Source organism: Sulfurospirillum barnesii SES-3 (assembly GCF_000265295.1).
In the GTDB taxonomy this organism is placed as follows: Bacteria; Campylobacterota; Campylobacteria; order Campylobacterales; family Sulfurospirillaceae; genus Sulfurospirillum; species Sulfurospirillum barnesii.
Window position 1 is genome coordinate 1355012 of record NC_018002.1, and the last position, 12162, is coordinate 1367173.

Consider the following 12162-nt stretch of genomic DNA (forward strand, 5'->3'; position numbering starts at 1 on the left):
TAAAAAGAATGATATACATAAGAAGCAAGCTAAATATGGAAATGTTTTAAAAAATCTGGGTTATTTTTAATCAGACCACGCTTGATAAGGGATTTTATAACCTCTTGGTCACAATCCGTATCTTTTGGCCACTCTCTGGTGTAACCATCAAGAGGTGTTTTATGGGTCGCATCAATGCCGATAAATTCATCTTCAATGAAAATATCACGCAATGCATCAATATTATTGACCACACGCCAAATTAGCATGTAGGCATTTTCTATATCATTGCTCGAAGCATCCACAATGACCAAAAGTTTTAGATGCTCTTTTAAAGGTTTCAAGGCTTCATAGACCTCTTTTCCTACTCTACTCTTTTCCATTGCCAAAACAGTAATCGGCGTCTTCGTTTGCGTTTTATACTGTTTAAGTGCTTTGATTTCAGGGACTAAAGTGCTTACACGACTTAACAGTGCTTCGTCACTTAAAAGTATTTTAGAAGGAGCATCTATCACCCCACTCGTACAATCCACTCCTAATTTTCCACCAAAAAGCGCATTGGGTGAAGCATGATCCAGTGCGTCACATACTCCTTCACTGATAAGAAGTGATTTTGCGCTGATGCGATTGAGCATATAGTCCACTACAGCATCATATTCGTCCAAATCAGGCGCATCTTCACCCACAAAAAACGCATGTTTGACAAAACTCATCTGCCCCACTCCCCAAAACGCATGCATAAACTGCTTGGCATGTCCTGGATAGAGCACATTCATCTTGGCTAAAATGAGATTATGAAACACGCCATTTTCAGGCATATTATAGTCAATCAAATCAGGTGCTGTGGTTTTTAAAAGCGGTAAGAAAATACGCTCTGTCGCCCATCCCATGTATTTATCTTCTAGCGGAGGTTTGCCCACAACCGTGGCTTGGTAGACTGGTTTTTCTTTACATGTAATGCAGCTCACATCCATCACAGGGTATGGCTCTTTAAGGGTGTAATAGCCTGTATGATCACCAAAAGGTCCTTCAATTTCCATTTTTTCAGGGTCAACCCACCCTTCAATGACAATATCCACATCTTCAGGTACATAAATCGGATTGGTCAGTGACTTGACCAACCTTGCACTTTTGTCTTTAATAAACCCATAGAGTAAAAGCTCAAACATGCCTATTGGCATCGGCGCTTGCCCACACCAAATATAAAGCGGATCACCACCAATTCCAATACTCACAGGCATTTTTTGCCCTGCTTTTTTATACTCATGGAAAAAGTGCGCACTGTCTTTATGAATCTGCCAGTGCATCCCTAAGCGGTTTTTATCGTACACTTGCAGGCGGTACATCCCCAAGTTTTGCTTCGTTCCATCTAAGCTCTGCGTATAAACCTGCCCCATAGTAATAAAAGGCCCGCCATCTTCGCTCCATGTGGTGAGAATAGGAAAATCATACAAATTGGGGGCATTATACACTTTTGTTTGGCATATCCCCTTGCCTTTTAGTCGCTTAGGCAACGCATTTTTCAAATTAAACAGCGTTCCTAACATCCCTACTTTATCCATAAACGATGTCGGTGGTTTCATATGCATTAACGCTTCTATCTGTTTTGCGACATCATTGGGATTTTTACCAAAAATAAGCTCGGTAGCTTTCGTAGAGCCAAACACATTCATCAATACAGGCATATCAAAGCTTTTACTCAGTCGTTTACTCACAGGTTTCGTAAATAAAAGTGCTTTTGAGTCCTCTTTTTTTACCTCAATATAAGCTAAATGAGGAATTTCAAGGTCAATATCCAACGCTTCATCAATGATGCGTAAAAGATTGTTTTCACGTAAAAGCTCTATGATTCGTTGCATTTTTGCCCTTTAAAAAATTTCACTGAGGGCTATTTTCTCAGCACGTTCAAGCAACTCTTTAGCCCCTTTATCAATCACCTTTTGCGCTAAGGCTTTACCCAGTGTTACAAAATCCGCACGTGTGCCACTCATCGCTTCACTTATCATTTCAGAGCCATCAGGAAGTCCAATAATTGCCTTTACATGTAAAAAATCACCAAAGACTTGAGCATTTACACCGATGGGCACTTGACACCCACCCTCTAAAAGGGTTACAAAGTCACGCTCAACCATAGTCTCAACGATAGCATCGGCATCATTTAAGACAGAAACCAAATCCTCTACTTCAGCATCATCCACAATTTCAATCCCCAATGCGGCTTGCCCAGACGCAGGGATAATATGCTCTTTGGAGATAGGACTAAAATAACGAACCTCTGAAGCTAACCCCAAACGATTAATCCCTGCTGTTGCTAAAATAATGGCATCAAATTCACCCTCTTTGAGCTTTCGAATACGTGTATTGACATTGCCACGAAGATTTTTAATGACTAAATCAGGGCGAAGAGAGAGCAATTGCATACGGCGTCTTAGACTGGTTGTACCAACAACTGCACCTTGTGGTAACTCTTCCAAACACCCATATTTTTCAGAAAGCATGGCATCTCTTACATCTTCACGTTTGGTTATCACACCTAGCTTTAAACCTTTGGGAAACTCCATAGGCACATCTTTAAGACTGTGTACGGCAATGTGCGCTTCACCTCGAAGCATCGCCTCTTCAAGCTCTTTGGTAAACAGTCCTTTTCCCCCAATTTTAGCCAATGGCGTATCTAAAATCTTATCGCCTTTTGTCATCATGACAGAAAGCTCTACTTCTAAACCAGGATGGGCTTTTTCAAGTTCTGCTTTGACAAATTCTGACTGCCAAAGGGCAAGTTTACTTCCACGCGTTGCAATAATCAATTTTTTCATTTTTTCTCTTTAATGTGATATAAACAGTGTCGTTTTAAGACTTTGTGCACTCTTAAGATCAAGTAAATCCCTGCTCAAGACCACACCATCCGTAAAAACAATGTCATTCATACTGATTTTTTTACTTTCAGGCTTAAGCAATGTGACATCCACACGTACCACATATGCTTTCCATGGCTTTAGTTCAGGTACATCTTTTTTTTCAAGAATACTCACTTTATCAAACGTGTAATTTTCGTTGGCGATAACGCTTTTTTGCACAAACGCAATCACTTTATCATCCAATGTTTCACTTTCATCCGCACCTAAAAGTACGAGACTACTTAGCATGAGGATCATCAATAACTTCAACATCAATAATCTCCTCCTCTTTCAAGTGTTTACGCTTATGCTCAAAATGAGGCGTTTGCTTGTTTACATGTAAAAACTTTGAAGCCATCAGTGTTGCAAAGGCACTAAATTGTAACAAGAGTCCCACAATGTCACTTAAAAAACCAGGTAAAATGAGTAAAAATGCTCCAAACAGTGCCCAGAGGTTCAGACGTTCAAACGACTCTAAACTAATCTCTCCTTGCATCAAAGCATTCATATTTTGCATTAAGGTCATACGCATATTGGCTAACAAAACAAAGCCAATGATAGCAGAGAAAATAATCTCAATAAAACTTGAAAATGCCCCAATGACAGAAGCGATGTTTACACTTACCATCACTTCTAAAAAAAGATAGATTAGAAAATATTTCACGCTAAAAGTTCCTGTAACCTAGCAAGGGCTTCTTCTTTTTTAACCACGGTTTTTTCCAAACTTTTGCGCTCAACAATCTCCACAAAGCCCTCTTCTAGCTCTTTACCAACGATAAGCGCATACGGCAAGCCTATGAGTTCATAATCTTTCATTTTAAAGCCAAAACGCTCATTTCTATCATCTAAAAGCACACTTAAACGCTCTTGTTTCAAAGCACTATAAATCTCTTCAGCATACGCACTTTGTGCCTCATCTTTGCTATTAGAGACAATAATATCGAGTAGATAAGGAGCGGTTTGCTTGTTCCAAATACACCCTTTTTCATCATGGCTTGCTTCAATCATCACCGCAACCAAACGACTCACACCCACACCATAACATCCCATGTAAAAAGGTTGTGCTTTGCCATTTTTATCTAAAAAGGTTGCGCCCATCGCTTTGGCGTATTTTTGACCGAGTTGGAAAATATGCCCTACTTCAATTCCTTTAGTAATGCCAAGTCTTCCACCACAACATGCACATATATCGCCCTCTTTTACGGCAACAAGGTCGGCGTATCGCTCCTCTTTGAAGTTAAACATACCCACACCCACCATGTGGTAATCGGTTTCATTTGCACCACAAATAAGACTTTTGGCTTCTTTGAGTTCTAAATCTATGTAAAATTTTACACATTCTAACCCTACAGGTCCAATAAAGCCTGCTTTGAGTCCTGCACGTTCGACCTCTTCAAGACTGGCATCCACTAAATCAAGCGCAGCACACGCATTTTGCGCTTTGGTCTCTTGCAATTCATCGTTGCCTCTTACAAAGAAAACCACAACTTCTTCTTTGTCAATGTATATCGCTTTTTTAACCACGGCTTTAATGCTGTAAAATGCATCGACTTTAAAGAAGTTACACACATCTTCAATCGTTTTCATATCGGGTGTTTTAAACTTTGAAAGATTGGCTTCAGGCGCTTCAAGCGTGGTTATTTTAGGCGCACGTTTGGCCGCTTCAATGTTCGCAGCATAGGAACACTGCTCACACACCACAATGTCATCTTCACCGTTTTGCGCTAAGACCATAAACTCTTTACTGCCACTTCCACCAATAGCACCGCTATCGGCTTCAACCGCTCTAAAATCAAGTCCTAAACGGTTGAAGATGTTTGTGTAGGTTTGCTCCATCACCTCAAATTCGGCTTTCATGCTCGCTTCATCCTCATGAAAGCTGTAGCCATCTTTCATAATGAATTCTCGACCTCGTAAAAGCCCAAAACGAGGACGTGCCTCATCTCTAAATTTTGTGGTAATTTGGTACAAGTGCAAAGGGAGCTGTTTGTAGCTGTTAATGCGATTGCGCACCACATCTACCACTACCTCTTCGTGTGTTGGTCCGAGCACAAACTCATTCTCTTTTCTATCTTTAATACGACACAACTCTTTGCCAAAGACATCATAACGTCCGCTTTGTTTCCAAAGTTCAGCAGGGCTTACCACTCCCATTTGAATTTCTTGAGCGCCTGTGGCATCCATCTCTTCTTTCACAATGGTTCTAATTTTATCCAGAACGATTTTACCCATAGGTAGAAAATTGTAAAGCCCACTGCCTACTTGTGAAATAAATCCAGCACGTACTAAAAATTGATGACTTGGAAGTGTCGCATCCTTTGGTGCATCTTTGGTTGTTGGCGCATATAATTTCGAAAACTTCATTACTTCACTCCCATTTGGTATTCACATTTATATAAATTCATGCGTTTGGTCTGATCTTCGTTGATATTAAAAATATATTGAACGGCTTGAACCACCGTATCGGCTTCTGGCTTTTCAGCGACATCTTTAAGATTTTTGGTTGGAGAGTGCAAAAAGGAGTTAAAGGCATGGTGCATGACTTTTGAGACATGCTCATACAAGGACTCAGGGATATACCCTTTTTTGATGGCTTTTTCAAGCTCTTGGATAGCACACTCTTTTGCATGATCACGTATCTCTTTAATAATAGGGTCCACACACATACTCTGAAGCCATTTAAAAAAGTCCATCGTGGAGCGGCCTACAATGCGATACGCAATTGTCGCTTGCTCTTCTCTTAAGGACATATTTTTAATCACAATTTCTTCAAGGTCATCCACAGCATACACATGCAAATCTTTATGTTCATGCACTTCAATATCACGAGGGACTGCTATATCAAACCAATAGCGTGAGAACTCTCGCTCTTCAACCATATCATCGGTAATCACACTGTGCGGGGCACCTGTGGCAGAAAAGACCAAACGGTAGCGGTTAATATATTCAGTAAGCTTAGCATAAGGAGCGACTGTGGCAAGTTCGCCTAATTCAGAGGCTAAGGCTTGTGCGTGTTCAAGGTTGCGGTTAATAATAATAATATTGACACCACTTGCAATGAGATGCTTTGCGGCTAACTGGCTCATCTCCCCCGCACCAATGACAAGCGCTGTTAAACCACCTATGTTGCCTAGTAAATCTTTCGCTTTACTTACAGCCACACTCGAGACGGAAACAGGACTTTTGGAGATGTCTGTACGACTACGCACTTCTGCGGCACAGCGAAATGCATGGTGCATGGCACGACCTAGTTTTTGCGCACAGTAGCCATTTTCAAAGGCAAATTTAAACGCATCTTTGAGCTGCCCCGCAATTTGTGTTTCACCCACAACCAGACTGTCCAAAGAAGAACACACACTAAAGAGATGATGAATCGCTCCATTATCTTCATAAATGTCAGCCCTGCCCTCTAACTCTTCACGTGAAAGCGTTGAAATATCGCTTAAAAGATCAAAAATAGTATGCAAAGAGACTTGACAATCTACCACACTGGCAATCACTTCAACCCGATTACATGTAGAAAGTAAAATGACTTCGTTAACAGGCTCACAGGCAATTAAGGCTGCCATAAAATGTCGACTCTTCTCTTCCGTATTAAAGGCTAATTTCTCACGAATGGAAATATCGGTATTCTTATGCGTAAAACTAATGGTAAGGTAGTGCATTAAAAATTCCTCTCAATCATCTCTTTCATAATGGAACATAATCCCAAATCTTCTTCATCTTTTATTGCATCTAAGGCTTCAAATCCTAATGCTTTTGCATACGCAATTGAATCATTTAAAGCATTGGTTTCGTGCATTTTTGTTTTAATCCAAAGGCTTTGTGTTTCATTGAGTTCTGTTTGAAATAATGAGCATAAATAGGTTTGATCTTCAGCATTCAAACGACGGTACATGTAAAGATATGGCAAGGTCGTTTTGCCTTCTTTAAAATCATTTAATGAAGGTTTTCCAAGCACTTCACTGCTTTGGGTTATATCTAAAATATCATCAATAATTTGAAACGCTAAGCCTAAATTTTTACCATAAAGCGCATAAATATCACCTTTTTTGCCGCAAAGAAGAGCAGCAGCTTTTGCAGATGCTTCAATTAAAGAGGCTGTTTTTTTATAAATCATGTCAAAATAAAGCGCTTCATTGGCATTAAAAGCGTGTGAGAGTTCAACATCCAAAAGTTCTCCCACTGACAAAAGGGCAACCGCATTGGAAAGTGTATACGCAACTTCATGTGGCATCGTGGTCAGTTCGCTAAAGCCTTTAGAATAGAGAATATCGCCTAACATAATGGCAGTCTTATTGCCAAAGAGTGCATTAATAGACTTTTCCCCACGTCTGCTCAAGGCATCATCAATCACATCATCGTGCAGTAAACTTGCAGCATGAATCAACTCTACAATAGCAGCAAGTTTCAAAGAAACCTCACTTACCCCTGCGATTTTCAAGATTAACTTTGCACGTAAACGCTTCCCTTTTGGAACCCTGTGTAAGAGTTCAACACTCCGTTTATCTCCCAAAGAGGAGACCATTTCTACCATTAAGTTTTCAACTTTTTCTAACACTTAAAATCCTACGGTTTCTTTTTTGATTTAAATTCAACTTCAATGCGTTGCTGATTATCTTCTATAAATATATCTAAAATTGCCTCACGATTCCTTTGATCAAAGTCAGCAAAAACAATTTTAGCGTAGGTTTGCGCTAGCATTTTATTCTCACCATCGGGCAATAAAGGAATCACAATACTCTGTAAAGGATACTTTTTTTCTAAAACATATTGAGTCGGGTATCCTCTATAGTTTACTAAAAGAGTCAACATGTTATTGGTAAAGAGTGTCCATCGTAACACCAAAAGATATTCATTATTGGGGTTTTCTGCGGTGGGTTTTTTTGTAACCTCTTTACGATTAATAAATACCGAACCTATTTCGTCTTTTTTTAGTATAAATTGATGCTGGTATTCGTACTCTAGTGGTGCTGCCATAAGCGAAAATGCGCCTAACAAAACACCGCAAATAGACAAAAAAAATTTACTCATTTTGGCTTAAAATATCTCCCATCAATGCAATAAAGAGATTATTATTGCGCTCTAAAATAGCATCGGGATTGCCCAAAAGTGTGCCTTGAATCTGCTCTTCTAATACCGCTTCGCCCAGAGTTTTTTCCAATAAAAGCTCCATAGCGTTATACCTGTCGATGCATTGTAGCAGTTTATTTTTAACAAGTTCTCTGTTTGCGTGAAAAAGAATATCAAAAAATTTACTTTGCGGTGTTCCCATTAAAAAATCATCGTCATCTTCGTATACCATTTTGGCTCCTTTGGATGAGAAAATTATAGCTTTTATCTTCTGAAAAAAGGCTTCTGTTATCTTCTTTTATACGATAAGTCTAACTAACACCGTGTTAGTTAGACTTATTAAACAGCCTATTTTCGAACAATTAAAATCACTATAAAATGGCTATTTACATATAATTTTATGCATAATAATCTGTATAAAAATGATTGTTAGTTGATTGATTCTGTTTTTGATAAAGCGTAATATTTCTCCTTGCATTGACATGACATGCAACGTTACATGTAAACACTATTACACCATCACACTCCCCTCTTCTCTTATAAAAATCAATCCATACTTTTTTAATTACTACTTTTTTGATAAAGTTACTTGACATTAAAAAAAAAATAGTTTATACTTCCAGCATGAAAACCAAAAAAGGATAAACAATGAATCAAGAAACACTCGCACTGCATTACGGTTATGATAAACAGCAGTTTGGAACAATGTCTGTACCTATTTACCAAACCACTGCGTATGATTTTGGTTCTGCAGAAACAGCTGCCAATCGTTTTGCCCTCAAAGAGTTGGGACCTATTTATACTCGTTTGAATAACCCCACCACTGATGTCCTAGAAGCACGCATTGCAGCACTTGAAAATGGAGAAGCGGCGATTGCAACCGCAAGTGGGCAAGCGGCGATCTTTTTTGCGATTGCAAACTTAGCAGAAGCTGGCGATAACATCCTCGTTGCGAAGAAAATTTACGGGGGTGCCACCACACTTTTAACCCATACAATTAAACGTTTTGGCATCACCGCAAAAGTCTTTGAGAGTGATAATGCTGATGATTTGGAGGCCTTGATTGATGATAAAACCAAAGCGATTTTCTTTGAAACGCTTTCCAATCCACAAATTGCTATTCCAAATATCGAAAAAATCGTCGCAATCGCTCAAAAATACAACATTATAACCGTTGCGGACAACACCGTAGCAACGCCTATTTTGTTCCAACCGCTCAATCATGGCATTGATGTGAGTGTTCACAGTGCGAGTAAGTACATTTCAGGGCAAGGCAGTGCAATCGGTGGTTTGATTGTGGAAGCCAAAGGACTTAATGCCAAGCTCATTGGCAATCCACGCTACCCACACTTTAATGAACCTGATGAGAGTTACCATGGATTGGTGTATGCGGATTTGCCATTTCCTATCTTTTCACTCAGGATTCGCCTTTCACTCATTCGTGACATCGGAGCAACCATTGCACCGTTTAACTCTTGGTTACTGATTCAAGGACTTGAAACGCTTTCCTTACGTGTCAAAGAGCATTCACGCAATGCCTATAAAGTAGCATCCTTTCTAAAATCGCATCCAAAAGTGAAGAAAGTCTCGTACCCAGGATTAGAAAGTGATCCTTTACATGTAAGAGCAAAACAGTATTTTACTGATGCTCAAACATCAGGACTTTTAAGCTTTGAAGTAGAGGATTTGGAATTTGCAAAACATATTCTAAACAGCACTAAAATTTTCTCAGTAGTCGTCAACATTGGGGACTCAAAATCCATCATTACGCATCCTGCGAGCACTACACATCAACAGCTTTCCGTTGAAGAGTTAGAAAAAGCTGGTGTAAAAGCAGGACTGATTCGCCTTAGCATTGGGCTTGAAAATGCGGATGATTTAATTCATGATTTAAAAATTGCGTTAGGATAAGGAGAAACCATGTCACTGCTTTCAACCAAAGGAATGTATGGCTTAAGTGCCATGTACCAGCTTTTTTTATCGAAAAGCGATAAACCTTTACAAATTAAGGAGATTTCCTCACGTGCGGAGATTCCTCAAAACTACCTTGAACAACTCTTGATTTTATTGCGTCAAGCAGGTCTGGTGAACAGTGTTCGAGGGGCGTATGGTGGCTATTTACTCGCTAAATCAGCAGAAGATATTTTGATTAAAGATATTCTTATCGCATTGGAGGGAAATTTGCTCATCCTTGATAGTGAGATAAAAGACCCTGTCTTACGCCTTTTTTATGAAGAGTGTAATACCAAATTGCAAGAAATTTTCAATGTGCCTTTGTCCGAATTTAACACGTACTCAGAGCGTCTGAGCCAACAACTAAACTACAGTATCTAATCTAAGGAGATTCTTATGTATGCACACAATGTTACAGAACTTATCGGAAATACCCCTCTTGTCAAACTCAACCATGCTTCTTTAGCATCCAATGCGTTGATTTTGGGAAAATGTGAGTTTTTAAACCCCTCTCATTCGGTCAAAGATCGCATTGGGTTTAATATGATTAAAACAGCGTTGGAGAAAGGCTTGATTGATAAACATTCTATTATTATTGAGCCAACCAGTGGAAATACAGGTATTGGACTTGCCACCGTGTGTGCAAGCTTAGGCTTAAAGCTTATTCTCACTATGCCCAGTTCCATGAGTTTGGAACGTCGTAAGCTTTTAGCAGCGCTTGGGGCGGAACTGGTATTAACAGAGCCAACACTGGGTATGAGAGGTGCGGTTGAAAAAGCGACAGAACTCTCTAAAGAGACACCAAACTCCTTTGTGCCACAACAATTTGCCAATGAATCCAATCCAGCGATTCATTACGCCACAACCGCAGAGGAAATTTGGAAAGATACAGAGGGCAAAATTGATATTTTTGTTGCAGCAGTAGGTACAGGAGGAACCATTACAGGAACAGGTAAACGCCTGAAAGAGCTTAATCCTAACATTCAAATTATTGCCGTAGAGCCTGAGAGCTCTCCTGTACTTTCAGGTGGAAACCCAGGACCGCATAAAATTCAAGGTATTGGTGCAGGTTTTGTTCCTGCCGTTTTGGATACACATATTTACAATGAAGTGGTTAAAGTCAGCTACGAAAATGCTGTAGAAACCTCACGTAATCTTGCTAAACAAGAAGGTATTTTGGTAGGAATTTCAGCAGGTGCGAACGTCTATGTTGCCTCTGAAATTGCAACAAGAGCTGAAAATAAAGGCAAAACGATTGTTACTATTTTATGCGACACGGGTGAGCGTTATTTAAGTGCGGGATTGTATGAATATAAGGAGTCGTAAAAACGACTCCTTGTCTTTACATGTAAAAAAATCTATGCTACTATTGGGTATCAATTTCCAAGGCAAACATGCATGAAAAGGGTACCCAGTTTTCTGATTAAAAAACCGCTTCTCTTAGGCTTTATTGCGCTTATTCTTAACCTTTTTATTAGCACACTTCCTCTGATTGTTTTATACAAAGATTATAATCAAGAACACGCTCACCTTGCATTTATGGAAACCTTTACACGCCATCAAAATTTAATGGAAGCCATACTTATCTACGCCATTTGTTTTTCTTTTGTCTTTGCAGGGGTCATTACACTACTCTCCTTATTTCTGAAAAAATCCTACCTTCAAATTGAAACACTTTCTCATTTTGATGGGCTTACAGGGCTCTACAACCGCCTAATGTTTGTAACTCTCTTTAAACAAGAACTACAAAAAGTCAAACGAACACATGAGCATCTTTTTTTAGTCATTATTGATTTAGATGATTTCAAATCCATTAATGATAATTTTGGGCATCTTGTGGGTGATTTAGCTATTAAAACCACCGCAACAACGCTCAAAAACACCTTACGTACAGCTGATATTATTGGACGTTTTGGTGGGGATGAATTTGTCATAGCCATGCTCACCAGTGATAAAGATGCTGCTGCGCAAAGTGTCAATCGTATTTTAAATGCCTTTAACAATAAATCTATTCCCCTGATACGAAATAACCTACCGCATGATGTATACATCAATCTTAGTATTGGTTACACCTATTATAAGGCAGACGATGACTTTACCAGCATGCTTCAACGTGCCGACCAAGCCCTTTACATCTCCAAAGAAGCAGGAAAAAATACCGCAACCTTTTTAGCCTAAACTCTTTACATGTAAAACACTTTCAAGCACGCATTAATCAAGCTTTTACCCCCATTTTTGTATAATCGCTCAAAAATTTACATAA

At 39.3% G+C, this 12162-nt stretch carries 13 protein-coding genes; 4 read left to right on the forward strand and 9 right to left on the reverse strand.

Annotated elements, in window-relative coordinates; translation table 11 throughout:
* Nucleotides 1–29: 29 nt before the first annotated feature.
* The 9 genes from SULBA_RS06845 to SULBA_RS06885 are packed head-to-tail and all read right to left on the reverse strand — an operon-like array spanning nt 30 to nt 8178.
* On the reverse strand, nt 30–1838 hold the full coding sequence (locus SULBA_RS06845) for a menaquinone biosynthesis decarboxylase (protein WP_014769549.1): 1809 nt from the start codon (nt 1836–1838) through the stop codon (nt 30–32).
* 9 nt (nt 1839–1847) lie between these two features.
* On the reverse strand, nt 1848–2792 hold the full coding sequence (hemC, locus tag SULBA_RS06850; protein WP_014769550.1) for a hydroxymethylbilane synthase: 945 nt from the start codon (nt 2790–2792) through the stop codon (nt 1848–1850).
* 9 nt (nt 2793–2801) lie between these two features.
* Nucleotides 2802–3146, reverse strand: coding sequence for a hypothetical protein (locus tag SULBA_RS06855; protein ID WP_014769551.1), 345 nt, complete (start codon nt 3144–3146; stop codon nt 2802–2804).
* Nucleotides 3112–3537: an FxsA family protein gene (locus SULBA_RS06860; RefSeq protein WP_014769552.1), complete on the reverse strand. Its 426-nt coding sequence runs from the start codon at nt 3535–3537 to the stop codon at nt 3112–3114. Before SULBA_RS06860 ends, SULBA_RS06855 begins: the two co-directional genes overlap by 35 nt.
* Nucleotides 3534–5237 (reverse strand): proline--tRNA ligase, encoded by a 1704-nt coding sequence (locus tag SULBA_RS06865; RefSeq protein WP_014769553.1) that lies wholly within the window; start codon nt 5235–5237, stop codon nt 3534–3536. Before SULBA_RS06865 ends, SULBA_RS06860 begins: the two co-directional genes overlap by 4 nt.
* Complete coding sequence (gene hemA / locus SULBA_RS06870) at nt 5237–6538, reverse strand: glutamyl-tRNA reductase (protein WP_014769554.1); 1302 nt, start codon at nt 6536–6538, stop codon at nt 5237–5239. The genes SULBA_RS06865 and hemA overlap by 1 nt, the downstream gene beginning before the upstream one ends.
* Complete coding sequence (locus tag SULBA_RS06875; protein ID WP_014769555.1) at nt 6538–7434, reverse strand: polyprenyl synthetase family protein; 897 nt, start codon at nt 7432–7434, stop codon at nt 6538–6540. The genes hemA and SULBA_RS06875 overlap by 1 nt, the downstream gene beginning before the upstream one ends.
* A gap of 8 nt (nt 7435–7442) precedes the next feature.
* A complete protein-coding gene (locus SULBA_RS06880) occupies nt 7443–7907 on the reverse strand; it encodes a hypothetical protein (RefSeq protein ID WP_014769556.1) in 465 nt (154 codons plus the stop codon).
* Nucleotides 7900–8178 carry a DUF2018 family protein gene (locus SULBA_RS06885; RefSeq protein WP_014769557.1) on the reverse strand — a complete coding sequence of 93 codons (279 nt, stop codon included), beginning with the start codon at nt 8176–8178 and terminating at the stop codon, nt 7900–7902. The genes SULBA_RS06880 and SULBA_RS06885 overlap by 8 nt, the downstream gene beginning before the upstream one ends.
* 416 nt (nt 8179–8594) lie before the next feature.
* On the opposite strand from SULBA_RS06885, the gene SULBA_RS06890 reads away from it, so the two are divergent.
* The 4 genes from SULBA_RS06890 to SULBA_RS06905 all read left to right on the forward strand — a co-directional run bounded on the left by SULBA_RS06890 (nt 8595) and on the right by SULBA_RS06905 (nt 12077).
* Nucleotides 8595–9857 (forward strand): O-acetylhomoserine aminocarboxypropyltransferase/cysteine synthase family protein, encoded by a 1263-nt coding sequence (locus tag SULBA_RS06890; RefSeq protein WP_014769558.1) that lies wholly within the window; start codon nt 8595–8597, stop codon nt 9855–9857.
* A 9-nt stretch (nt 9858–9866) separates the two neighbouring features.
* Nucleotides 9867–10280 carry an RrF2 family transcriptional regulator gene (locus SULBA_RS06895; RefSeq protein WP_014769559.1) on the forward strand — a complete coding sequence of 138 codons (414 nt, stop codon included), beginning with the start codon at nt 9867–9869 and terminating at the stop codon, nt 10278–10280.
* A 15-nt stretch (nt 10281–10295) separates the two neighbouring features.
* Nucleotides 10296–11225 (forward strand): cysteine synthase A, encoded by a 930-nt coding sequence (gene cysK / locus SULBA_RS06900; protein WP_014769560.1) that lies wholly within the window; start codon nt 10296–10298, stop codon nt 11223–11225.
* Nucleotides 11226–11297: 72 nt separating this feature from the next.
* Nucleotides 11298–12077 (forward strand): GGDEF domain-containing protein, encoded by a 780-nt coding sequence (locus SULBA_RS06905; protein ID WP_014769561.1) that lies wholly within the window; start codon nt 11298–11300, stop codon nt 12075–12077.
* Nucleotides 12078–12162: the final 85 nt, after the last annotated feature.